This window comes from Shouchella oshimensis (assembly GCF_002019765.1).
Taxonomy (GTDB): domain Bacteria; phylum Bacillota; class Bacilli; order Bacillales; family Bacillaceae_D; genus Shouchella; species Shouchella oshimensis.
This window is the reverse complement of record NZ_KV917380.1, coordinates 2,395,316-2,419,981: the sequence shown is the minus strand read 5'-3', so window position 1 is coordinate 2,419,981 and position 24,666 is coordinate 2,395,316. Positions and strand designations below refer to the sequence as shown.

Sequence of the window (24,666 nt, the reverse complement as noted above, 5' to 3'; positions counted from 1 at the left end):
AGAAGCGAACGTAATTTGCAATGGAAATGAATAGAAGAAAAAAATCAATGCTGAGCACAACGTGCAAGCATTGATTGTAAGTGCTTTATAGAAGACTAACTTGAGAACGCTCGAATGAAGAAATGGCTGGTAACGACTCGATGTCGCATTTAATGGCTGAAAGCTCTTTTGATAACAGTGTCATTTCTTTGCCTGTAGCTAGCTTCTTTTTCACACGATTAAAACGGGGGTCGAGATCATCTAGTTGATGAAACAACAGTTCAAGTGTGGTGTATGCTTGGATAAGAGGCAAAGCGGTTTTTTCACCTACACCAGGGCATCCGGGTATATTATCACTTGAATCACCAAGCAAGGCTTTAACATCAACCCATTGTTCAGGTTTCACTTCGTATGTTTGGATAAATCGTTCATAATCCATTACAATGTCTTGTTTTTTAGCAGCAATGATTTGAGATACTTGCTTATCAATTAGTTGAAACAAGTCTTTATCATTTGAATAAATATAAGCAGGTGCTTGGGGGGTTTCCTCTGTCCATTTTTTACTAATACTTCCCATTAAGTCGTCTGCCTCATACGGTGAAAGTGTTAATTGTGCAATGGATAAGGAATCCAACTCTTTCTTTACTAATTCATATTGCTGAATGAGCGGTTCTGGTAATTCATTTCTCGTTTGTTTATAAGGTGGATAGAGTTGACGCCTAAAGGTTTCTTCTCGCGGAATATCCCATGTTACAACACAATGAGTAGCATTGTATTGGCTTAGTAATGAATGAAGCTTTCTTAAGAAGACATTCATTCCATTAACGGGTATGCCGTTTTCGTTTTTTTCTAATGATTCGACAGGTCGATTGTAACTTGTGGCAAAATAGGCTCGGCTAAGTAAGTTAAAGCCATCAATAATGAGTAGGCATTTCTCTGTCATGAAGAGTGACTCGCTTTAAGTGGATAGGTCCAGAATCGCTCAATGGTTAAACGTTCTACCGCTTCTTTGTTCCCTTCGTGGTAGGCCTTCTCTAAGCTCGGTAATGTCCAAGCAAGCTGAGAGGCATGAGCACGCAGTGTATCCAGTTTTATTTGAGCGTAGGGACGAACATCATTCAAAATATCCGGTTTCCCAATCGCTTCCTCATGCCCATTTGAAAAGGCAATGGCATGGAATGTTGGTCGATCTTTCTCAGGCAACGATTCCAACGCCGCAACTACTGCCTCTCCAGTAGCATCGTGGTCAGGATGAACGGCATAGCCAGGGTAAAACGAAATGATAAGGGTTGGCTTTAATTCTGTTATCAAGTCTAAAATATCTTGTTTGAGTTTACCGGGTGCTTCGAATTCAATCGTTTTGTCGCGATAACCAAGCATTCTTAAATCAGAAATTCCCATCTCTATTGCGGCTTGTTGCAATTCTTGTTTCCGAATGTCGGGCAGTGATTCTCTTGTAGTAAAAGGCGGATTTCCTAAATTACGTCCCATCTCTCCTAATGTAAGACATGCATAAGTGACAGGGATGTCATGGCGAATGTAATTGGCAATTGTTCCAGAAACGCCGAATGCCTCATCATCAGGATGAGGAAAAACAACGAGTACATGACTTTGTTTGTTCATAATAGTTCACTCCTAATGAATTTTAGCGGAAAGGGGTTTTCGATAGCTCCATAGCGATAGCTAACTTTCCGTCTTGTCCGTGACCAGCAAGCAACAGTCTACCTTCGTCATCGAGTTCAAAATGAGTTAAGCCTTCTCCATAAACCCAGCCAATATCAAGTTTTAAGCCAACACGATAGGGGCCATCACCAGCAATTTTTCCATTTTCATACGTGATTTTTGCGTTTCGAATATAGGCGCTCGCCGAGAAGAAAGATTCATCAAAGTGAGAAGCGTAAGCACCATTTGTTGTTTCTAAATGTAAGTAAACCTCTTGTGTTGCAAATTCGTTTATATGCAGTTGGACGGTTTCTTTATTTATTCGTTCCATAAGTAGCCTCCATAGTAAAGTAACAGCGACATGCTATCGTTCATTATAATCCCATCACGCTTTTGCTTCAACGAAGGTGACTTAAAAGTGTTGAATAAATGTTATAAAAAGAATTTCATATTGATAAATGGTATACTAGCGGTAACGTATGCGTTGTAGGAGGCATGAAGAACATGTTGGAAGAGGTTGCTAAACAAGCGGAACTATTAGTAAAGGTTTTAGACTATACACGAGTAGGGATTTTAATTACAGACCCAGATCTAGAGGACAATCCTATTGTCTATGTAAGTGAGGGTTTTACGAAAATGACTGGTTATGAAGTAGAAGAAGTTTTGGGAACGAACTGCCGTTTCTTACAAGGCGAAGACACTGATCGTAACAAGATTGATTTACTGCGTGAAGCGATTAAAGATAGAAAACCAGTCTTAATTGAAGTAGCCAATTATACGAAAGACGGAACGTTATTCTGGAATGAACTAACGATTGATCCAGTTTATATAGAAGACCAAGACAAGCTTTATTTTGTAGGTGTGCAAAGGGATATTACGGAACAAGTTATGGCTAAAAAAGAATATGAGCGTTCCGTACAACGGATTCAGTCTATTTCAACACCTATTGTACCATTATTGGATGGATTAGCAGTTCTTCCTCTTATCGGCGAGATGAATAAAGAACGATTTGATCTAATGTTTGATACGGTCACACAAGAAACCGTTCGCTTAGGCATAAAAAAACTCGTCATTGATCTATCTGGACTAACGCATTATGATGCATTTGTTGTTGAAGGAATTTTTCAATTGAGAGATGTTTTAAAGCTTATTGGAGCTGAACTTGTTTTATGTGGAATGGCGCCTGGTCTGGCCATTCAATCGGTTCTCAAAGGAGGAAACCAATTGGAAACCATTCAAACAGCTAGCTCAGTTAAGCAAATATTAAAAGAAGCGTTTGAGCAATTTGAGTAACGACTCTTTTAACTATGATGAAGAGCCGCCGTTAAGTGATTTTTTAGAGGATGAACCGAAAAAGGAAAAGAAAGGGAGAAGGCGTTTCTTTCAAATAATGGCTTTGTTAGTCGCCTTAGCATTATTTGTTCAAACAGTATCCTTTTTGTTTGAACACTATTCTTTAAACGCTTGGCAATTTATACAAGAAAGCGATTCTCTATTTAAGGATGAAGCAATTGAAGCTTGGCAAAGCAGCGTGGTCGTCGTTGAAACCAATTCAGGTCACGGAACGGGTTTTTTTGTGAGTGAAAAAGGTGAGGTGTTAACGAATCATCATGTTAGTGACGAGCAAGGTCCCTTATGGGTTGTGACGGCAGATGGGAAAAGATATTCAGCACAATCAATAAAACACGACACTGAAAAAGATCTCGCACTCGTTCGTGTTGACGCTGAAAATGAATCGTTTCAACCGTTAAGGCTTGCTGAACCAACATCCTTTTTAAATGAACGGGTGATTGTCATCGGTCATCCGCAGACTCACTCCTTTATTGCAAATGAAGGGCACGTGTCTGAAGAAATAGGCAGTTACCAACGATTGTCGATAACCAATGATGTCTATCCTGGGCATAGCGGTTCGCCAGTTCTCTCTCAAGAAGGAGAAGTCATTGGTATCATTTATGCTCGCTCTTTAGAGGAGAGAACTCATGGAGAAGGACTTGCTATCCCAATTCAGCAAGTCCTCCCATTTCTTGATCATTGAACTTTAACGTCTGTGCCTTTATTTTTAGCTATTTCTTTTGCACGCTGAACAGCTTCTTTTTTTGTCTTATATACGTGGCTAGGTTTTTGTGCACCTTCCGCTTGTACAGCCCAGCCATCCGTTCGTTCTTTAACAAGCTGGTTGCGTTCATTTAACGTTGGAGAGGATTGTTTTTCCCTGTTTTTGGATGGTTTCATTTGACCGTGTTTGTAAAACTGTTCAATATCTTTCTTCGGTGTATCCTCGTACCAGCTTTTTGCCTGTGAAATTGCGATGGGTATAGCGTCATGCTCTTTATATCCGTCGTCTAGCATGGCATTTCCAATTTCGATTGCTTTTTTCTTAATAGGTGCTTCTAACTGTTTAAAAGCAGATGGGTATTGTTTCATGTCCCAAGGCATTTTCTTCACACTCCTTTTAGTGATCATAGCCGAGGATGGAGAGGATCAAACATCATTCGATCATTTTTTTCTTAACAGTAGATGGATGTTTGTAAAACGAAGTTGCTAATAGAGTAGAAAAGGGGGGTACAGGAGTGGATTTATTAAACACGACGTCAGCTGTTGAAAGAGAGAGACGATTGTTAAAGCTGATAAAACCGTTTCATAAAATAGGTGCGCAGCATGATCGAACGCAAACGGTACCGATTGAAAACATACAAGTTTTGCGAGACTCTGGCTATGCTGCTTTAGCGGTAGAGAGAGAATTTGGTGGCTTAGAAGTACCGCTATCGGAATGGCTTCGTCTCCAAGAGCTGATTGCTAGAGAAGATGGTCCGACGGCCCTAAGCATAGGCTGGCATATGGGAACGATGTATCAAGAAGCGCAAGAAAAAAGCTGGCCGAAAAGCCATCGTCTGCACGTTCTTAAAGCTGTTGTGAACAAGGGCATGCTATTAAATACTGCCGCAACTGAAAAAGCTACAGGAAGCCCAACGAGAGGCGGCGTTTTTCAAACATCAGCTAAGAAAACGACTGAAGGCTGGATGATCAATGGTGAAAAAACGTTCTACACACTTGCTGAGCATCTGGATTATTATCTTGTACTTGCAACCATCGAAGAGGATGGAACAACAGGGTTATTTCTCATAGAAAAAGGCACAGAGGGTGTAAGAGTCAATCCAACTTGGGATATGATGGCAATGGGCTCAACAGGAAGTCACGATTTAGTATTGGATCGTGTGAAGGTGCGAGAAGATGCGCTTTTAAAAGTCCAAATGCGGCAGGAGTTGCCCCAAGCATGGCTGTTGCACATTCCGGCATGCTACCTAGGCATTGGTTACGCAGCCATTCAAGAGGCTGCTACGTACGCACGTACGTATGCACCAAATAGTATAGGGAAGCCAATTGCGACGATTCCAACTGTTCGCCAACGATTAGGTGAAGCAATGCTACTTTACCAACAAAGTCAAAGCATTCTCTATGGTGTTTCAAAGCAGTGGGATGAAGCATCTAAAGACGAACGAAAAACGATGCGTTTGCCTTTTATGATGACGAAGAAAAGTGTTGTTCAACATGCGATTAACATGGTAGATCTTTCGATGAAAGTAGTTGGCGCACAAAGTTTAGCCCATGCCTCACCGCTTTCAAGGTACTATCGCAATGTTCGTGCTGGCTTACACAATCCACCAATGGACGATCAAACAATTGAGTTTGCTGCAAAGACATTATTAAATGAGTAAAAGGAGAATTTAACATGTACGTTGTTCATTCTACTTTCAAAGCACCAGATAATAAGGCAGATGAAGTCATTGCTATCTACCGCAATCGTTCTAGAAAAGTGGATACTGCTAAGGGGTTTGTTTCCTTCCGTCTGCTACAGCATCATAAGCGACAAGGAGAGCTAACGGTAGAGCTGCAATTTGAAACGAAAGAAGATTATCTTCAATGGGTGCGGAGTCAAGAGTTTAAAGATATTCATGATTTGGAAAAGAAATACCCAGATCAAGAGCTAGCTAGCATTGTTCCAACAGTGCGTCAGTTTGAGGTGATTATCAATGAATGAGCGCCTGCCTCACTATTATGAGCCGATCGTTCAAACGATTGCACAATCTATTTATGATGATTTTCCAAGCTTAGTGGAGCGCTATGGTGAAAAGGGATGGAAGCATACGCTTGAAGACAATGAACATCATTTTCGTCATTTAGAAGCAGCGTATGCGATTCGTGATGCGCAAGTGTTTATTGATTATGCTAGATGGTTAAATGGTATTTTAACCAAACACGGCATGACGACGTACTTACTCATAGATAATTTTGAGCGGATTCCAGCTGCTATAGAAAAGCAACTAGGTCAAGATAAAGAGCAACAGTTCACTAACTATATTTCAGCCGCAGTTCAAGCCTTAAAAGCGACTGATGAATACGGTAAAAAGGAACGAGTTCCTTTTCAAGAGTAAGCAAAGCAACAACAAACGGAACGCAGTGCAATAGAAAATGGACTAGGTGTGTTTCGCAACGAAACGAGCTTTTTTAAAAAGAAATAAAGTATTCTTGGTAATTGGCGTGCTCTATACGGGCATGCTTTTTTTGGTTTATAGAGATAGAATAGTTCGAAAAATTAAACATGAATGAGTTGACTGAATAATCACACCGAAGTATAATCCTCTATAAGTAATGTATCTATTCTTAATTAACAAAAAAGTTAACTATAAGGAGTGTGCATATGGGAACAAAAAAAGCCAACATGACAATCGATCCTTCATTTGTTGTAGGGAAGATTGATCCAAGGATTTATGGCTCATTTATTGAACATTTAGGTCGTGCTGTATACGGAGGTGTTTATGAGCCTGATCATGCCTCTGCAACGAAAGAAGGCTTTCGCCAGGATGTATTGGATTTAGTAAAAGAATTAAATGTACCGATTGTCAGGTATCCAGGTGGAAATATGGTTTCAGGCTACAACTGGGAAGACGGTGTTGGACCACTTGAAAATCGACCAAAAAAGCTGGAGCTTGCCTGGCGTGTGCTTGAGCCGAATTATGTAGGTACGAATGAATTCGCCACGTGGGCAAAGCAAGCTAATGCTGAGGTTATGATGGCTGTAAATCTTGGAACACGAGGCGTTGATGCCGCACGTAATTTGCTTGAATATTGCAATCATCCTGAAGGAAGTTATTACAGTGATCTCCGTATAAGTCATGGATACAAGCAACCTCACGCAATTAAAACATGGTGTTTAGGAAACGAAATGGATGGACCTTGGCAAATTGGTCATAAAACAGCAGAAGAGTATGGTAGGCTCGCAAATGAAACAGCAAAGGCAATGAGACTGGTTGATCCGTCAATTGAATTGGTTGCATGTGGTAGCTCAAATGTCGATATGCCAACGTTCCCGGAGTGGGAAGCAACAACCCTTGCACATACGTACGAAGAAGTCGACTATATTTCTTTACATCAATATTATGGTAATCCAACTGACGATTCCGCCAGTTACCTAGCAAAAACCCTGGAAATGGATCGCTTTATTGAAACGGTTATTGCTACATGTGACTATATAAAAGCGAAGAAGCGTAGCAAAAAAACAATGTATCTCAGCTTTGATGAATGGAATGTTTGGTACCATTCACGTGAGGCAGACAGCAAAATGGAACCTTGGTCAGTCGCTCCGCCACAGTTGGAAGATGTCTACAATTTTGAAGACGCATTGTTAGTAGGTTCAATGTTAATGAGCTTTTTAAAACGGGCAGATCGAGTCAAAATGGCTTGCTTGGCTCAGCTCGTCAATGTTATCGCGCCCATTATGACAGAAAACGGCGGACCGGCATGGCGTCAAACCATTTTTTATCCATACATGCATGTATCTGTATTTGGCAGAGGTGTTTCCCTTCAGCCAGTTGTGAAGACGCCATATTATGATACAAAAGCGTATACGGATGTTCCGCAGCTTGATACAGCCGTTGTGTATAACGAAGAGAGTGACCAACTAACCATTTTTGGCTTGAACCGCCAGTTAGAGGATGCTCTAACTGTGACGATTGATATTCGCGGATTTGAATCCTATCAGATTAAAGAGCATATTGTACTTGAAAACAATGATGTAAAAGCAGTCAATACGAAAGATGATGATCGAGTGAAGCCTCATACGAACGGAAACGCTAAAGTTGATCAAGGCAAGGTCACCGCTCATTTCTCTTCTGCTTCGTGGCATGTGATACGTCTAGAAAAAAGGTCATAAGTAGCAGCTCGTTCGCATTTCTTTAATTGTAAGCGCTATCTTTTTTAAATGATGAAGAAAAGAGGTCGTTTCAATGAAGCATTCCAAGTACTGGATCGGTGCAGCATGTGCGGTTGTCCTGTTGAGCGGGTGTACACGCTCAGCAGACACAATGGCAGATGGAAGAATGAAGCTGGATTATTGGGTGTTCCTGTCAGGCGGGGATTTGTCCTACATGGAAGCGATTGTTGACGAGTATAACAGCAGTCAAGATGAAGTCTATGTTGACATCATCTTACAGGATTGGGATGACTATTACACCAAGATTGTGACGAGCGTAGCAGCTGATCGTGGACCGGATATTGGCATTTCCCATGCGGCTTCCTTGCCACAGTTAATGAATCAAGGACTGTTGCAGCCGGTTGAGGATATGATGACGGGAGCTGGGTTAGATTTTAATCGATTCCCTGAAAATATTCGTGATGCCGTTGAAGTAGAGGATGAACTCTATGCTGTTCCAATTGATACGCACCCGTTTATACTCTATATCAACACGGATCTAGCAGAAGAAGCGGGCTTGCTAAATGAGCAAGGACTGCCGGAGATCGATTCGACTCCGACGGGGTTAACGGATTATTTTGCAGCAGCAAAAGAAGCGCTGCCTGATAAGACGCCACTAGCCATATCTACAGGTGGTGTTGATACGTATCGATGGTGGTGGACAGTCTACTTCCAAATGGGGGGAACACCAATCTTCTCAGATGATTTGCGTGAACCGGAAATTACGTTAGATCGAGACATAGCGATTCAAGCTGCGGAATACATTCATAATTTCTTCGGAGATGTTATCCCGATGCATATTGGTGATTTCTATGAAACCTTTCAGGCTGGAAACGCCGTTGGAATGATGACTGGTGTATGGGCAACGGGCATCTGGGAAGCTGCCGATCTAAATTTTACGGCGATGCCGATTCCGCAATCATTTGATGTTGAAGCTGCCCAAGGTGACGCACATACCTTGATTGTTCCGATTAAAGAAGAACAATCTTCTGAGCGAAAAGAAGCGATTGCTGAGTTTATTGCGTTCGTTAGCGATGAAGGGGCTGAGTGGGCGAAGGCAGGTCATATACCTGCTCGAACCGATGTGGTAGAGTCACCTGAATTCCAAGACCAGCCGTTCCGTGCAGATTATGCCGAGGTCGCATCAAAGGTTGTGTTTACAAACAAAACCATTTATCAAAATCCTGCTGAAACGGACATGATTCGTGCGCTAGATGAGATTATGAGCAATCGCCTTACGCCAGAAGCTGGAATTGATCAAATGCTAAAGGCTCTTGCTGTGACGACAAGACAATAAGCTGTAGCAAGTACCCGCTGAGGAGGGCATGACATGAAAAAGTTAACGTGGAAAGACGATCTTCGTCCCGTTCCGTTTTTGCTTGCTTTCTTTGTTGCTTATGTGCTTTTTACGATTTACCCAATCTTTAAAGGAATGCAGATGAGCTTCTTTAATTGGACGTTGATTGAACAGCAAGAGTTTATTGGTCTCACCCATTACATCAATGTGTTAAGTGATCCAAACTTCTGGGAAGCGTTTGGCAACACCTCCTTATTCGTTCTGTTATCAACGCCGACAATGGTCATTCTTGCTTTAGGGCTAGCGTTGATGGCGAATTTAAATACGCGGTTGCAAACCTTTTTAAGAGGCTCCTTCTTTATCCCGAGCATTTTGAGCGTATCGGTTATCTCGTTTGTCGCGATCTTCATGCTTCAGCCTTACACTGGCGTTGTCAATAATCTCTTGCAGGCCGTCGGTCTCAATGCTGAACCGTTTTGGCTAGCAACACCTTCACTTGCTTGGGTCAGTATTATCGCTGTCACGCTTTGGTGGACGGTCGGCTTTAATATGATTTTATTTTTAACGGCGCTCCAAGGGATTCCTGATGAACTATATGAAGCTGCTGAAGTTGACGGGGCAACAAGACAGCAGATGTTTTGGCAGATTACACTGCCACAGCTTCTGCCAATTGGTCGCTTAATTTTATTGCTCCAGGTTCTCGCTTCGTTTAAAGTTTTTGCACAAATTCTTTTGATTACCGATGGAGGACCCGGGACAACAACACGGCCAATCATCTTGTACATCTATGAAATGGGCTTCCAACGTTATGATCTAGGATACGCAGCAGCGATGTCTTATCTGTTGTTTATGGTGTTGTTGGTGCTGTCTGTTATTCAATTGCGCTTAGGCGGAAAAGAGGGGAGAATGCTATGAGCCAGTCTGTGCTTACAACAAAACGTGATCCGTTTCGCTGGTTAAAGGTGTCTATTGCTTTTCTGTCTGCGCTTGCCTTCTTATTCCCTATCGTTTGGATGTTTTTTGTGTCAATGAAGCCAGAGGGAACGGCAGCAAGCTCAGCCATTGATTGGTTTTTGCCACCTTATACATTTAGCAACTACGTCAACATCATCGCCGGGAGTGACGTGTTTTTATGGATTTGGAACAGCTTCTTTGTTGGCGCGGTCACGACCTTACTGACGCTTGTATTAACATCAATGGCAGCATTCGCTTTTTCGAAAATGCGCTTTCGCTATCGAAAAGCACTTTATCTATTCTTTCTTGCTGGGCTAATGGTGCCGGGAGAAGCAATGATTATCCCCCTTTATGAAATAGTCGGATCAATGGGTTTGCTTGATACGTATGCGGGCTTAATTCTTCCTGGTATTGCTGCTCCTCTAGGTGTCATTATCTTAAAGAGCTTCTTTGACGGAGTTCCAAACGAGCTAATTGAAAGTGCTAGGCTAGATGGCTGTAGCGATTTTCGCCTATATTGGAGTATTGTATTGCCCCTTGCAAAAGCAGCGGTGGCGGCAGTAGGAATTTTAACCTTTATCGGTTCATGGAACAATTTTCTCTGGCCATATTTAGCGATTATTTCTGAGGCTCTTTACACGCTACCAGTCGGTATACCAATGTTTAACTCAAATTATTCAGAAACGTATATTTTGCCGATGACTGTTAACGCCATTGCATCACTACCTGTCATTATTGCATTCCTCTTTTTTGAGAAGCAGATTGTAAAAGGGGTAAGTTTCTCAGGAATAAAAGGGTGAAATCAAAGAAAGAGGGTGATGGTTTATGGAGGATGGTGGTTTAAGAGGAATTGCCTTGCGTATTTGCGACTGGATTGTGCGCTTAGCTTATGTAAATGGTCTCTGGCTTGGTTTTTCCTTACTAGGTGGCGTGATTTTAGGTTTTTTTCCAGCGCTGCGAGCGATGTTTGTGGTCATGAGAAAATGGTGCATGAATGAGGAAGATTTTTCACTTATTCCTTTGTTTTTCACAGAATGGAAGCGCTTTTTTTGGCAGGCGAACAAACTTGGCTACACGGTTTTAAGCATAGGAGCTGTTCTTGTTCTCGATTATGTTATCGTAATGCAGCTGGCGTTTACCGGCTCTCAAGCAGTAGCGGCATTTTTTATTTTGTGCCTAATTGTGTACGGATTAATGTTGCTGTTTATCGGTCCTGCTTTCGTCCATTACCCTAGACAATCGCTCTATCCATTTTTAAAAAATGTCATGCTGTACGCCGTCGCTTCGCTGTCATATGCGCTTATAATGGGACTTTTTTTAAGCGTATGTTTGATTTTATTCATACTTGTTCCACCAGCAGCAGTATGCTTTGGTGGTAGTCTATTCGCTTGGATTACAACACACGTGAGCTTACGCGCATTTGAACGTACAAATCAATTAATCGATACAACGGAGGAGGCTGAAACAATATGACAAACAGTGTAAGAGCTACAATTGATTTAGAGAAAGCTGGAGCTGAGATTAATCCGGCTATTTACGGGCATTTTGCTGAGCATTTGGGGAGATGTATATACGAGGGGATTTGGGTTGGAGAAGGCTCTCCTATTCCGAATAAAAAGGGACTGCGAACGGATGTATTAACAGCGTTGAAAGAACTAAAAATCCCGGTTTTACGCTGGCCGGGAGGGTGTTTTGCTGATGAGTATCATTGGAAAGATGGCATTGGTCCCTATGCCAAAAGAAAGAAAATGGTCAATACCCATTGGGGCGGAACAGTGGAAACGAACGAATTTGGCACGCATGAATTTATGCTGTTATGTGAAGAGATTGGAGCAGCCCCTTATATTAATGGAAATGTTGGTAGCGGCGAAGTGCTTGAGATGCAGGAATGGGTGGAATACATAACTGCTTCAGCGGGAAGCCCGATGGCAGACGAGCGGGCAAAGAATGGCCGAGCTGAACCGTGGGAGCTCTCTTACTTCGGTGTCGGTAATGAAAGCTGGGGTTGTGGTGGTCAGATGCGTCCAGAGTATTATGCTGATTTATTCAGACGTTATCAAACCTATGTGCGAAAATACGGTGATTACTCAATTTATAAAATTGCCTGTGGTGCAAATGTCGATGATTACAACTGGACAGAGGTGTTAATGAAACAAGCAGCAGCGTACATGGACGGACTGACTTTACACTATTATACGGTGCCTGGCACATGGCAGAACAAAGGAGCTGCCACAGGATTCAGTGAAGAAGAATGGGATGAGACGATTCAGAAAGCACTACATATGGACGAATTAATTACAAAACATAGCGCGATAATGGACGAATACGATTCAGAAAAACGTGTTGGTTTAATCGTAGACGAGTGGGGCACTTGGTACGATGTGGAACCGGGAACAAATCCGGGTTTCTTGTTCCAGCAAAACAGTATTCGCGATGCGCTTGTTGCAGGTGTGACCTTGAATATTTTTAATCACCATGCAGACCGTGTCCATATGGCTAATTTAGCACAAACGATAAACGTGCTTCAGTCGATTGTTTTAACAGAAGGCGACAAGATGCTTAAAACGCCTACTTACCATGTGTTTGATCTTTATAAAGTCCATCAAGGTGGAAAGGTCATACCTATTGAGCTAATCGGGGAAGGATTACATCTATCGGCATCTTCTGATCACTTAGGCAAGACACATATTAGTGTCTGTAATCTCTCTCAATGGGATTCTGTGTCGCTAGAACTAGCCATTAATGGAGAGGTAGATTTAGGACAGCAGTGGCAAGCAACGATTTTAACCGGTGACAGACGAGATGCTCATAATACGTTTGAACAGCCTGATCGAGTCAGTCCTGAACCGTTTACAGACTTTCAGATGGAAAATAATCAGCTTTTTGCAGCAATGCCACCCATGTCAGTTGCTATCTTTTCACTCGTATGAGCTGCCATAGATGCCCAGAAAAACGGGGTAAAACCGAGATCCAGCAGCAAATTGCTGAACAAATAGCACTTGAAACCAATGTAGTGAGTGAGGAAGTAGCCGCAAGTCGATTAGCGATCTGTGAAAGCTGTGAGCAGTTGATTGATGACGAAACATGTGGGTTGTGCGGATGTTACATTCATTTTCGAGCAAGGTTGGCAGGTAAAAATTGTCCTGCAAACAAGGGCTTGTAATGCGCTAGGGTTGTTGCGTCTAGGTCCATTCATTATACTGAGACTAATGAGCAGATAGTAGAGAATGGGTGGAGAAATGGAATTAGAATTAGATTTAACAGAACAATCGCTTCCTGTCTATGAAGCGCTAGCAAGTCGAGTGCGCTTAAACGTATTATGTCTGCTGGCGGAACGAGCAATGAATATTCGTGAGCTCGCTGAATCACAGCAAGTGAGTAGCGCAATTATGACGAAACATGTACAAAAACTAGAAAAAGCAGGATTAATTCAAACCGAGCAAATGCGCGGAAGAGCTGGCATGCAGAAGGTGTGTAAACTTCGGGTGAAACATGCAGGGATCCTATTTCCAGAGGGCGGCGCCTCTGTCCGTTCTTATCATGAAAGCCATGTATCCGTTGGTCACTTCACTGATTTTCAAGTAGAACCAACATGTGGACTAGCGACTGGTGAAGCGATTATTGGGGAGTTTGACGAGCCGAGGTATTTCCTTGACCCAATGAGGGTAAATGCACAAATCTTGTGGTTTTATAAAGGATTTGTTGAATACAAGCTGTCTAACTTTATACATGCTGGGGAAAATCCAAAAGAGTTACAAATCTCATTAGAGCTGTCGTCAGAGGCACCTTTTACGAATGAAAATTGGCCGTCTGATATTTCGTTTTATTTAAATGAGACAAATCTCGGTCAATGGAGAAGCCCTGGAGATTTTGGCGACCAACCAGGTAAGTATACACCCGCATGGTGGCCGCGGACAATTAATCAATATGGTTTATTGAAAGTGATCCGAATCACTGAAGCAGGGACCTTTATTGATGGCAAACAGCTGTCAAGGGTGACAATTAATGATGTGGCTATCCGTAACAAAGTATGGACATTTAAAGTGGCGGTAGAGGACGGCGGAAAAATTGGTGGCGTCACTTTATTTGGTTCCTCATTTGGCAACTACAATCAAGACATGGTTTTTCGTTTGTACTATGAGTAACAAGTCGTAGCGGAGGCGTTTTGCCTCCGCTTAAACTGAAAGGAGTTCAGATGAGTTTTTATGACAATGACCTAAGAAGCGAGCCTTATTATCCAGTCGTGAAATTCTATTACTACAAAGAGTGGAGTCAATTCGAAATGAAGCCTCACGCACATGAAGCAATTGAATTGATGCATGTGCTATCAGGCAGTTGTAAAGTTGAAACAAAAACCGATAGCTATCAGCTTAAAAAAGGACAAATCATTTTCTTAGATGCAAATACAAGTCATCGGCTTATTGTTCAAGAAAAATGCAGAATGTTTAACATTGAAATTTCCTTTCAACAGGGTAGAACAGCTTTCCCTCCGTTTTGCGAGGTTTATAAAGAAAATGAAGCCTTGCGACTCATGATCGATAACAAGAAACCACATATGCTTCTACACGATTCTGATGATACCTATCAATGCTTACGAAGACTTATTATGGAAGTAGACAAAAAAAGCCAACAAACTGATTTTATGGTGCAACTATTGCTAAGTGAGTATATTATTCGTGTTGCAGGTTTGGCAGAAATTAACTACACAGAGACGGATCAACAGTATACGAGTAGGGTCATTTCTTATATCCATCAGAATTATGATAGGGAAGTGAGTGTAGCAGAGATTGCGGATGCCGTTCATCTACACCCTGGTTATTTACAGCGCGTCTTTAAAGTATCGACAGGCACATCGATTCATGAATTCCTCGTCTCCTATCGAATGAAGAAAGCAAAAGTAATGCTGGCGGAAACAGACATCAGCATTACGGATATCCCCCACTATATCGGCATGAATTCTCAACAGTATTTCAGTACAACGTTTAAGAAATATGAGCAATGTACGCCTAGTGCATATCGAAAAACGCATCAATATAACGATAAATTGAGAAGAAAAAGTGAGGATATTAAACATTCAATTGAAAGATAAGTTCGATTATTGAAAGCGCTTTTATATGGTCAGATGTATGATAAAACCACTTAAACGATCCTATCAATAGCAGTCTGAGGTGTTGAAAATAGACACTCAGTAGAGAAATGAGGTGAGGATTCTAAATCCTTAAAGATATTGAAGCCATCCTGTTTGATATCGACGGAACCATCTTTCAGAGTGATCAATGGATAGGGAAGCGAAGGAAAAAGTAAAGCACTTCAGACAGCTGGAAAAAAAGCAAACGTTAAAATGTGTCGCAGCAAGAAGACCGTCATAAATTAGCGTCCCATGGAATGGTAGAAGAGCCATCATCATTTATTTTTTCATCAACGGTCACTGCTTTCTTCATAAAAACACAAGGGTTAGGAGAGGACGTTCTCCTAACCAAAATATCGGAAGAAACAGATTTTGTTGTCATCACGACCCATGATGAGATGACGTACAGCGAGCTAAAGATTCTATACACGTAAGTATTGCTGAGCTAAGGAGGTACGTATGAATGTACGATCAATAGAAGAGCGCATTAGTCGAACAGAAGAAAAGCTCAATCCTTTACCGCTTGAAACAATCGTTGTGGAAAAGAATGCAATAAAAAAAGCCGCAGCATATGTTGCGAGTCGGGCCAAACGAAGAATTCTGCTGGTTGCTGATCGCCAGACGTACGCGGCAGCAGGGAAACAATTAACCGATTTGCTACAGGAAGAAGCGATTACTTTTGTTGATATTCATCTCGTTAAGCCGAATAAAAATGGCGATGTGCTTGCTGATGAACAATCATTAATTGATGTTTTTTTAAGCGTTAATGAAGAAACCGAGCTACTTTTAGCAGTCGGCTCAGGCACAATTCATGATCTTGTTCGCTTTATAAGCGGGAAGACAGGAAAATCATTCATCTCCATACCTACTGCTCCATCAGTCGATGGCTTTACATCGCTCGGAGCACCTATTGTTGTGAGAGGGCAGAAAAAGACGTACCAACTTGTGGCTCCGGTTGCTTTGTTTGCTGACATAACCATATTGCAAAAGGCGCCACCTGCTTTAATTGCCGCGGGTTTCGGGGATATGATTGGCAAATATACGTCGCTTTTAGATTGGCACGTTGGCTCCATTGTTGCTAATGAACCATATTCAGCTTTTGTTGCTGAACGTACAAAAGAAGCGCTCGATGCTTGTCTTGACCATGTTGGGAAAATTGAAGCAAGAACAGAAGAGGGCGTACAGCGCTTGATGGAGGCATTGTTGCTGTCCGGGCTGGCAATGGCTCTTTTTGGTCAATCTCACCCCGCCTCAGGAGCTGAGCATCATCTGTCTCATTATTGGGAGATGAAGGCGCTGGAGAATGAGGAGAAACAGCTTCTGCATGGTGCCAAAGTTGGTTTATCCACCTTAGTGATTACCCAGTTCTATAAAGAAACGATTATGCCAGAACTACACAGTTTAATGAGCGGGGAAGAAGCAAAACAGATTCGCCAACTGATTGAAGCATTGCCGAGCATAGAATTCATTCAATCACAACTTGAACAAGTAGGCTGGACAAAGGAGCTTGTGCCTATTCCACAAAGCGTGATTGAGCAGAGCTTAAAGGAAGCTCATTTGCTAAGAGATCGTTACACGCTTTTACGCTTGTACAACGACTACAGGGGAGGAAGAAGCAATGCTTACCGAACTAAAACAGCAAGTATATGATGCGAATATGGCTTTACCAGAGCACGGACTTGTAACAATGACATGGGGGAATGCGAGCGGTATTGATAGAAGTCGAAATATTGTTGCGATTAAACCTAGTGGACTGGATTATGCAGACATGCGTCCTGACGATATGGTGCTCGTTTCGCTTGATGGAGAACAAATAGAAGGTTCTCTCCGCCCCTCCTCCGATCTGCAAACACATTTGGTCCTTTACCGTGCTTTTGCTGAAATTGGAGGAATTGTTCACACGCATTCAACTTGGGCGACAGGTTGGGCTCAGGCTGGAAAAGGGATACCTGCTTTTGGTACAACACATGCCGATTATTTTTATGGTGACATCCCTTGTACAAGGGAAATGAAGGAAGCAGAAATTCGCGGAAGCTATGAGAGGGAAACGGGAAACGTAATCGCGGAAACGTTCGAGTTAGGAAATCCGATGCAGATGCCAGCCGTGCTTGTTCACGGGCATGCTCCTTTTACATGGGGAGGCACTCCGAAAGAAGCCGTTTATCATGCAGTTGTCTTGGAAGAGGTAGCAAAAATGGCCTCTAATACAATCGGCTTAAACCCTCAAGCATCTGGAATTTCACAAACGCTACTCGATCGTCATTACTTGCGAAAGCATGGAGAACACGCCTATTACGGTCAAGAAGGGAAGTGATATAGAATGAGCAAGCGCTATACAATTGGAATCGATTATGGAACAGAGTCAGGCAGAGCGGTATTAATTGATTTAGCAGATGGAGCAGAAGTTGCTGAGCATGTTACGCCTTACGCCCATGGTGTAATGGCTAAGCAATTGCCAAAAGGAGGGGTGATGCTGGAGCCTGAATGGGCCCTTCAACATCCTCGAGATTATATCGAGGTGCTGGAGAAATCTGTTCCTAAAGTGCTGGCAGAGGCGGGGGTTCATCCAAGCGATGTAATCGGCATTGGCATCGATTTTACCGCATGTACAATGCTGCCAATTGATGAGGATGGGGAGCCCCTTTGCTTCCACACAGCTTTTGCAAACCGTCCCCATGCATGGGTGAAATTATGGAAACACCATGCAGCTCAGGATGAAGCAAATGAGATCAATCGAATCGGCGCAGAAAGAGGAGAAGCATTTCTTCAGCGCTATGGGGGCAAGTATTCATCAGAGTGGATGATCGCAAAGGTATGGCAAATTTTTAATGAGGACCGGCAATTATTTGATGAAGCGGATGCATTTCTTGAAGGCACCGACTGGGTGACCTCACAGATGACCGGAACGATTGTACGGAATAGCTGCACCGCGGGTTATAAAGCGATGTGGCACAAGCAGGACGGCTATCCTGAGGATGTCTTTTTTGAAGCGTTGCATCCTGATTTAAAGAGACTAACAGCAACAAAGTTACGAGGTGATATTCGTGCTCCAGGTGAGGCAGCGGGCAATTTGACGAAAGAAATGGCTGAGCGAATGGGACTCTTGCCCGGTATCGCTGTTGCTGTTGGCAATGTTGATGCACATGTTTCCGTACCGGCAACAGGGGTTGTAACTCCAGGAAAGCTTGTGATGGCGATGGGGACGTCCATTTGTCATCTCGTTCTTGCAGAAGAAGAGAAAGAAGTAGAGGGAATGTGTGGCGTAGTTGAAGACGGAATTGTCCCTGGCTACTTCGGCTATGAAGCAGGGCAATCGGCAGTTGGTGACATTTTTGCCTGGTTTATGGAGCATGGCGTCACGTCCGATCTAGTTGAGGAGGCGAAGCAGAAAAACATTCCGCTTCATGCGTTATTAGAAGAAAAAGCGGCTGCTTATCAGCCAGGTGAAACCGGTTTGCTCGCATTAGATTGGTGGAACGGAAACCGCTCAACATTGGTTGATACAAACTTATCAGGGATCATACTTGGAATGACGCTGCAAACAAAGTCAGAAGAAATTTACCGAACGTTGCTTGAAGCTACGGCATTTGGAACAAAGAAAATCATCGAGGCGTTTACGAAAGCGGGTGTTGAAATCAATGAACTAGTCGCCTGCGGTGGTTTACCGCAGAAAAACAACTTGTTAATGCAAATTTTTGCTGATATCACGAATCTAGAAATAAAAGTGGCAGCATCCAAACAAACGCCAGCGCTTGGAGCAGCCATGTATGCAAGCGTCGCAGCAGGTGAAGCAGCGGGTGGCTATGCAACGATTTTTGCAGCGGCAGAAAAGATGGCGCGTGTACAGGAAAGGTCCTACAAACCTAATGCGGAACGGGCGCAAGTCTACAAAGAAATTTACAAGGAATACAGTAAACTTCATGATTATTTTGGAAAAGGAGAAAACGATGTGATGAAAACACTTCGTTGCGTGAGAGATAAAACAAAAGGAGGGGTTGTTCATGCTTAAACAAAAAACGTCACACTATTGGTTTATTGCTGGTAGTCAACCCTTATACGGGCAAAAAACGATTGATCAAGTCGCTGCTCATGCAGAAGAGATCGTCAATGGCATGAATGAGTTGTTGCCAGAACAGCTTATCTTAAAACCGGTGGCAACTTCGCCTGAACGTATTACTGCACTCTTGCGGGAAGCGAGTATGGATGAAAACTGTGCAGGAATTATTACGTGGATGCACACGTTTTCGCCGGCAAAGATGTGGATTGCGGGACTAAAAGAATTGACGAAACCGATGCTCCACTTACACACCCAGTACAATCGTGACATTCCGTGGTCAACGATTGATATGGATTTTATGAATTTAAATCAGTCGGCTCACGGTGATCGTGAATTTGGCTTTATGGTTTCAAGAATGGGAATAAACCGTAAGGTAATAGCGGGACACTGGCAGGATCCGAATGTCGCCAATCGAGTCGGTGATTGGATGAAAACCGTTCGCGCCTATCAAGAAAGCAAGCAATTAAAGGTTGCTCGTTTCGGTGACAATATGCGAGAGGTAGCGGTGACAGAAGGAGATAAGGTTGAGGCGCAAATTCAACTTGGCTGGTCTGTTTCCGGTTACGGTATCGGTGATTTAGTCGAAACGATTAAAGCCGTTAACGATCAAGCGATCGCCACGTTAATGGAAGAGTATCGTAGCCTGTACACTTTCCATCCAGATGCGGACGTTCGAGCGATTGAAGAACAGGCACGAATTGAGCTTGGGCTTGAAACCTTTCTTGCACGAGGAAATTATCGCGCTTTTTCAACGACTTTCGAAGATTTACATGGAATGAGCCAGCTACCAGGACTGGCGGCACAGCGGCTAATGGCAAAAGGATATGGTTTTTCTGGAGAAGGGGATTGGAAAACGGCCGCATTTTTGCGGGTACTTAAAGTGATGGCAGGTAACAGTGGAACGTCGTTTATGGAGGATTACACAAATCATTTAGAGCAAGGGAATGAACTGATCTTAGGCTCGCATATGCTGGAAGTATGCCCGACGATCGCAGCTGAAAAGCCGACGATTGTCGTAGAACCCCTTTCCATGGGCAACAAAGCGGACCCGGCAAGGCTTGTTTTCAAAGGCAAAGCAGGACGCGCCCTGAATGCAGCAATAATGGATGTCGGTTCTCGTTTTCGAATTGTCGCAAACGAAGTGGAAGCGGTGGAGAATCAGCAGGAGATGCCACTGCTTCCTGTAGCAAGTGTCTTGTGGAGACCACTTCCTTCGTTTTCAGAAGCAACAGAGGCATGGATCTATGCTGGCGGGGCACATCACACAGTGTTGTCATACGAGATTACGAAAGAACAACTGGCTGATTGGTCAAGTCTAATGGGTGTGGAATGCCTTGTAATTGGAAAAGAGTCGAGTACAGAGCAAATACGCAAAGAGTTGTTCTGGAACGAGAAGTCTTATCGTTAAAGAGAACAATAGGAACGGAAGAATCGGTAAAAGAGGTAATAAAGTATCTACATCAATATGAAAACGCTTACTGATAAAATGAGGAGGGAATAGTATGAAAAAATACATTGGGAGTTTCGTCGTACTTGGTTGTGTTGTTTTTACAGGAGCATGTTCTGAGGAAGGATCAGGAGGAGGGTCAGGGGAAGACAAAGGAACGATTGGAATTGCCATGCCAACTCAATCCTCTGAACGCTGGATTGCTGATGGCAATCACATGGTCTCGTATTTTGAAGACCTAGGCTATGAAACGGATCTACAATATGCTGAGGATGTCGTAGAAAATCAAGTTTCCCAGATTGAAAATATGATCACACGTGGTGTAGATGCACTTGTTATCGCTTCTGTTGACGGAGAAGCCTTAACAACAGTATTAGAATCAGCAAATGCACAAGAAATTCCGGTCATCTCCTATGACCGTCTCATTATGAATTCAGAGTTTGTCGATTACTATGCGACTTTCGATAATTTTGAAGTAGGTGTTCTGCAAGGTCAATACATTGTTGACGAGTTAGACCTAGAGAATGAAGAAGGACCATTTAACATTGAGTTATTTGGTGGCTCACCAGATGACAACAATGCCCATTTCTTCTTTAATGGAGCGATGTCTATCCTTCAACCCTATCTAGATGAAGGTAAATTAAATGTGCAAAGTGGTCAAACCGATTTTAATCAAATTGCCATTCTTCGTTGGGACGGTGCAGCTGCTCAGAGTAGAATGGATAATTTGTTAAGTTCTAACTATGGTGGTGGCGAAGACCTTGATGCTGTATTAGCACCAGCGGATTTATTAAGTATTGGTATTCTAGCATCACTAAAAAACTCTGGATTTACAGCCGATGATATGCCAATTTTGACAGGGCAAGATGCAGATATCCCTTCAGTGAATGCGATTATTGCAGGAGAACAAGCGATGACTGTTTTTAAAGATACACGAGTTCTTGCAGAGAAAGCTGTTGAAATGACAGAGGCGGTTCTGCAAGGTGATGAGCCTGATGTAAATGATACAGAAACATATGACAATAATTCCAAAGTGGTTCCTTCATTCCTGGAGACTCCCGTTGTTGTGACGAGCGATAACTATGAAGAAATCTTAATAGACAGTGGCTATTACGAGGCGGATCAGTTAAATCAATAAGGGCTATTGCGGTTTTCTCATGAGAGAGAACCGCCTTTATATAGGAGGTGACCGCAAATGGCGGACGTTCTTTTGGAAATGAAACAAATAACAAAGGAATTCCCTGGTGTTAAAGCGTTGGATCATGTGAATTTGATCGTAAAACAAGGGGAGATTCATGCTTTATGTGGAGAAAATGGAGCTGGTAAATCGACATTAATGAAAGTGTTAAGTGGTGTTTATCCGTTTGGTACATATAACGGTGAGATCTTTTTGAATAAAGAAACGTGTCAATTCAAAGATTTGAAGCAAAGTGAAGCGGAAGGAATTGTCATTATTCACCAGGAGCTTGCCTTAATTCCTGAGTTAAGCATTGCGGAAAATATCTTCCTAGGAAATGAGCGAAAGAAGTTTGGAGTCATTGATTGGGATGCGACTGCCAAAGAAACAAAATCCTTACTGAATAAAGTGAATTTAGAGGAGCCACATGATTCGCTTATTAAGCACATTGGCGTAGGGAAGCAGCAATTAGTAGAAATTGCGAAAGCATTGGCAAAAAAAGTAAAGTTACTCATCTTAGATGAACCAACTGCTTCATTAAATGAAACCGATAGTGAAAACCTTCTAAATCTACTTGTAGAATTAAAAGAACAAGGTATTACTTCTATTATTATTTCTCACAAACTGAATGAGATTAGACAAGTTGCCGATGCTGTCACGATTTTACGCGATGGCAAGACAATTGAAACGTATGATCTAGAAGAAAAAGAGATTAGTGAAGATGACATTATTAAAGGAATGGTTGGTAGAAGTCTAACGAATCGCTATCCTCCGAGCCAATCAGAGATTGGTAGTACTGTATTTTCAGTCGAAAAATGGAATGTGTATCATCCGGTTCAGCGAGAAAGACAGATTATCATCGACGCTACTTTTCATGTAAGGCGAGGAGAAATCGTTGGTATCGCTGGTCTAATGGGTGCTGGTCGAACGGAATTTGCCATGAGCATATTCGGCAAGGCTTACGGGACACAAATTACTGGAACGATTAAGAAAGACGGGAAAGTAATAGACATTCAGTCGGTCAGTGAAGCAATTAAGCAGGGTTTGGCATATGCAACGGAAGATCGGAAATCATACGGGCTCGTTTTGATGAACGACATTAAAGAAAACATCTCGTTGGCTAGTTTAAATAAGCTATCTTCACGCGCCATCATTGATGAGCAGAATGAAGTAAGGGTTGCTGAAGAATTTAAACGGAAATTGCATATAAAGACGCCAACAATTTTGCAAGAGACTGGTAAATTAAGCGGAGGAAATCAACAAAAGGTTGTCTTAAGTAAGTGGATTTTTTCTGATCCAGATGTTTTGTTTTTAGATGAACCTACTAGAGGGATTGATGTTGGAGCCAAATATGAAATCTATACGATTATCAGAGAGCTAGCAGCGACAGGGAAAGCGATCGTCCTTATATCTTCAGAACTACCAGAATTGATGGGGATGTGTGATCGTGTATATGCGATGAATAAAGGTCAGATTACAGGCGAGCTCGATAAAGATGAGCTCTCACAAGAAAGATTAATGAAATTAATGACGAAAACAAGAGAGGTTTCCCCATGAAAGCGCTATTGAACGTCATCCAAAATAATGTACGTCAATACAGTATGACATTTGCGTTGTTGCTTATTATGATTTTATTCCAACTCTTAACAGATGGCATTTTACTACAGCCATTAAATATCACAAATTTGATCTTACAAAACAGTTATATTCTTATACTTGCTATCGGTATGGTGCTTATTATTATTACAGGTCATATTGATTTATCAGTAGGGTCGATTGCTGCTTTTATTGGAGCACTATCTGCTATCCTAATGATACAAATGAATCTTGACCCCATTTTATCTGTGTTAATTTGCTTATTGGTTGGTGCGTTAGTTGGTGCATGGCAAGGGTTTTGGGTTGCTTATGTGAAAATTCCTGCGTTTATTGTGACGCTTGCTGGAATGCTGATCTTCAGAGGAATCACGTTAATCATGTTGCAAGGGCAATCAATTGCACCATACCCTCCATCCTTTCAACGATTAAGTTCTGGTTTTCTTCCAGATGTGTTTAATGGATCTTCTTTGCACCTGTTATCTTTGTTAATTGGTGTGTTGCTTTGTGCCATTCTCATTTTTATTGAGTTGCGCGGGCGGAAGAGAAAACAAAACAACGGTACGGATGTGCTAAACCCGACATTATTCATTTTGAAGCTTGTTGGTATCGCAGCCGTTATTTTAGGCTTTACGTATATCTTGGCCAGCTATCGTGGAATTCCTTATATCCTCATCTTGTTAATTGCGTTAATTGCTTTTTACGCTTTTCTAACGAAGAAGACGGTCTTTGGTCGTCACATCTATGCAGTAGGTGGAAATGAAAAAGCCGCAGCTCTTTCCGGCATTAAAACGAAGCGCGTAACCTTTATGGTGTTTGTGAACATGGGTGTGCTCGCAGCCTTGTCCGGCTTGATCTTTGCTGCTCGATTAAATGCGGCAACACCACGTGCGGGAAATTTATTTGAACTAGACGCGATTGCTGCTGCTTTTATTGGTGGGGCATCTGCTTACGGAGGCGTTGGAACCGTCATTGGTGCGGTTGTTGGTGGACTTGTTATGGGTGTAATGAACAACGGGATGTCAATCTTAGGGCTTGGAATTGATTGGCAGCAAGCGATTAAGGGCCTTGTTCTCCTTGCTGCTGTTGCGTTTGACATAATGAATAAAAAGCGAGGGTGAA

At 42.4% G+C, this 24,666-nt stretch carries 26 protein-coding genes; 22 read left to right on the top strand and 4 right to left on the bottom strand.

Annotated features, from left to right (window positions below; translation table 11 throughout):
- Positions 1-85: 85 nt before the first annotated feature.
- From BK583_RS12045 to BK583_RS12035, 3 genes are read right to left on the bottom strand one after another with little or no spacing between them, the layout of a single operon-like run.
- Positions 86-922 (bottom strand): 5'-3' exonuclease, encoded by an 837-nt coding sequence (locus BK583_RS12045; RefSeq protein ID WP_055735928.1) that lies wholly within the window; start codon positions 920-922, stop codon positions 86-88.
- On the bottom strand, positions 919-1,602 hold the full coding sequence (gene bshB2, locus BK583_RS12040; RefSeq protein WP_055735927.1) for a bacillithiol biosynthesis deacetylase BshB2: 684 nt from the start codon (positions 1,600-1,602) through the stop codon (positions 919-921). The genes BK583_RS12045 and bshB2 overlap by 4 nt, the downstream gene beginning before the upstream one ends.
- Before the next feature lie 22 nt (positions 1,603-1,624).
- Positions 1,625-1,972, bottom strand: coding sequence for a YojF family protein (locus tag BK583_RS12035; protein WP_038479323.1), 348 nt, complete (start codon positions 1,970-1,972; stop codon positions 1,625-1,627).
- Positions 1,973-2,136: 164 nt separating this feature from the next.
- Here BK583_RS12035 and ytvA point away from each other — a divergent pair, with 164 nt between their 5' ends.
- Positions 2,137-2,934 (top strand): YtvA family blue-light photoreceptor, encoded by a 798-nt coding sequence (gene ytvA / locus BK583_RS12030; protein WP_038479326.1) that lies wholly within the window; start codon positions 2,137-2,139, stop codon positions 2,932-2,934.
- Positions 2,927-3,676, top strand: coding sequence for a S1 family peptidase (locus tag BK583_RS12025; protein WP_055735926.1), 750 nt, complete (start codon positions 2,927-2,929; stop codon positions 3,674-3,676). The genes ytvA and BK583_RS12025 overlap by 8 nt, the downstream gene beginning before the upstream one ends.
- Here the strand turns inward: BK583_RS12025 and BK583_RS12020 are convergent.
- A complete protein-coding gene (locus BK583_RS12020; protein ID WP_038479331.1) occupies positions 3,670-4,077 on the bottom strand; it encodes a DUF2188 domain-containing protein in 408 nt (135 codons plus the stop codon). The two genes, BK583_RS12025 and BK583_RS12020, sit on opposite strands and share 7 nt — an antisense overlap.
- Before the next feature lie 134 nt (positions 4,078-4,211).
- Here BK583_RS12020 and BK583_RS12015 point away from each other — a divergent pair, with 134 nt between their 5' ends.
- The 20 genes from BK583_RS12015 to mmsB all read left to right on the top strand — a co-directional run bounded on the left by BK583_RS12015 (position 4,212) and on the right by mmsB (position 24,665).
- Positions 4,212-5,357: an acyl-CoA dehydrogenase family protein gene (locus tag BK583_RS12015; protein WP_038479333.1), complete on the top strand. Its 1,146-nt coding sequence runs from the start codon at positions 4,212-4,214 to the stop codon at positions 5,355-5,357.
- 14 nt (positions 5,358-5,371) lie between these two features.
- Entirely contained in the window at positions 5,372-5,680 is a 309-nt protein-coding gene (locus tag BK583_RS12010) for an antibiotic biosynthesis monooxygenase family protein (RefSeq protein WP_038479336.1), read from the top strand.
- Positions 5,673-6,074 (top strand): hypothetical protein, encoded by a 402-nt coding sequence (locus BK583_RS12005; protein WP_055735925.1) that lies wholly within the window; start codon positions 5,673-5,675, stop codon positions 6,072-6,074. The genes BK583_RS12010 and BK583_RS12005 overlap by 8 nt, the downstream gene beginning before the upstream one ends.
- Before the next feature lie 266 nt (positions 6,075-6,340).
- A complete protein-coding gene (arfA, locus tag BK583_RS12000; RefSeq protein ID WP_055735924.1) occupies positions 6,341-7,852 on the top strand; it encodes an arabinosylfuranosidase ArfA in 1,512 nt (503 codons plus the stop codon).
- A 73-nt stretch (positions 7,853-7,925) separates the two neighbouring features.
- A complete protein-coding gene (locus BK583_RS11995) occupies positions 7,926-9,188 on the top strand; it encodes an extracellular solute-binding protein (protein WP_055735923.1) in 1,263 nt (420 codons plus the stop codon).
- Between the two features lie 33 nt (positions 9,189-9,221).
- Entirely contained in the window at positions 9,222-10,103 is an 882-nt protein-coding gene (locus BK583_RS11990; RefSeq protein WP_038479345.1) for a carbohydrate ABC transporter permease, read from the top strand.
- The gene (locus BK583_RS11985; protein ID WP_035394021.1) at positions 10,100-10,942 is read left to right on the top strand and encodes a carbohydrate ABC transporter permease; all 843 of its coding nucleotides are present in this window, start codon (positions 10,100-10,102) and stop codon (positions 10,940-10,942) included. Before BK583_RS11990 ends, BK583_RS11985 begins: the two co-directional genes overlap by 4 nt.
- 25 nt (positions 10,943-10,967) lie before the next feature.
- Positions 10,968-11,615, top strand: a complete 648-nt coding sequence (locus tag BK583_RS11980) for a YesL family protein (RefSeq protein ID WP_055735922.1) — start codon at positions 10,968-10,970, stop codon at positions 11,613-11,615.
- Positions 11,612-13,072, top strand: a complete 1,461-nt coding sequence (locus BK583_RS11975) for an alpha-N-arabinofuranosidase (protein WP_055735921.1) — start codon at positions 11,612-11,614, stop codon at positions 13,070-13,072. Before BK583_RS11980 ends, BK583_RS11975 begins: the two co-directional genes overlap by 4 nt.
- On the top strand, positions 13,069-13,305 hold the full coding sequence (locus BK583_RS21395) for a DUF6171 family protein (RefSeq protein WP_236702374.1): 237 nt from the start codon (positions 13,069-13,071) through the stop codon (positions 13,303-13,305). The genes BK583_RS11975 and BK583_RS21395 overlap by 4 nt, the downstream gene beginning before the upstream one ends.
- Positions 13,306-13,381: 76 nt before the next feature.
- Positions 13,382-14,287: an ArsR/SmtB family transcription factor gene (locus BK583_RS11970; protein ID WP_055736070.1), complete on the top strand. Its 906-nt coding sequence runs from the start codon at positions 13,382-13,384 to the stop codon at positions 14,285-14,287.
- A 50-nt stretch (positions 14,288-14,337) separates the two neighbouring features.
- Positions 14,338-15,231, top strand: a complete 894-nt coding sequence (locus tag BK583_RS11965; RefSeq protein ID WP_055735920.1) for a helix-turn-helix domain-containing protein — start codon at positions 14,338-14,340, stop codon at positions 15,229-15,231.
- Between the two features lie 254 nt (positions 15,232-15,485).
- Positions 15,486-15,704, top strand: a complete 219-nt coding sequence (locus tag BK583_RS11960; RefSeq protein WP_055735919.1) for a hypothetical protein — start codon at positions 15,486-15,488, stop codon at positions 15,702-15,704.
- Positions 15,705-15,729: 25 nt separating this feature from the next.
- A complete protein-coding gene (locus BK583_RS11955) occupies positions 15,730-16,920 on the top strand; it encodes a sn-glycerol-1-phosphate dehydrogenase (RefSeq protein ID WP_055735918.1) in 1,191 nt (396 codons plus the stop codon).
- Positions 16,889-17,584, top strand: coding sequence for an L-ribulose-5-phosphate 4-epimerase (locus tag BK583_RS11950; RefSeq protein WP_055735917.1), 696 nt, complete (start codon positions 16,889-16,891; stop codon positions 17,582-17,584). The genes BK583_RS11955 and BK583_RS11950 overlap by 32 nt, the downstream gene beginning before the upstream one ends.
- 6 nt (positions 17,585-17,590) lie before the next feature.
- On the top strand, positions 17,591-19,279 hold the full coding sequence (locus tag BK583_RS11945) for a ribulokinase (RefSeq protein WP_055735916.1): 1,689 nt from the start codon (positions 17,591-17,593) through the stop codon (positions 19,277-19,279).
- Positions 19,272-20,735 (top strand): L-arabinose isomerase, encoded by a 1,464-nt coding sequence (gene araA, locus BK583_RS11940; protein ID WP_055735915.1) that lies wholly within the window; start codon positions 19,272-19,274, stop codon positions 20,733-20,735. The genes BK583_RS11945 and araA overlap by 8 nt, the downstream gene beginning before the upstream one ends.
- A gap of 94 nt (positions 20,736-20,829) precedes the next feature.
- Entirely contained in the window at positions 20,830-21,912 is a 1,083-nt protein-coding gene (gene chvE / locus BK583_RS11935; protein ID WP_055735914.1) for a multiple monosaccharide ABC transporter substrate-binding protein, read from the top strand.
- Between the two features lie 57 nt (positions 21,913-21,969).
- Positions 21,970-23,508, top strand: coding sequence for a multiple monosaccharide ABC transporter ATP-binding protein (mmsA, locus tag BK583_RS11930; protein ID WP_055735913.1), 1,539 nt, complete (start codon positions 21,970-21,972; stop codon positions 23,506-23,508).
- Positions 23,505-24,665: a multiple monosaccharide ABC transporter permease gene (gene mmsB / locus BK583_RS11925; protein WP_038479371.1), complete on the top strand. Its 1,161-nt coding sequence runs from the start codon at positions 23,505-23,507 to the stop codon at positions 24,663-24,665. Before mmsA ends, mmsB begins: the two co-directional genes overlap by 4 nt.
- The last annotated feature ends 1 nt before the right edge of the window (position 24,666 follow it).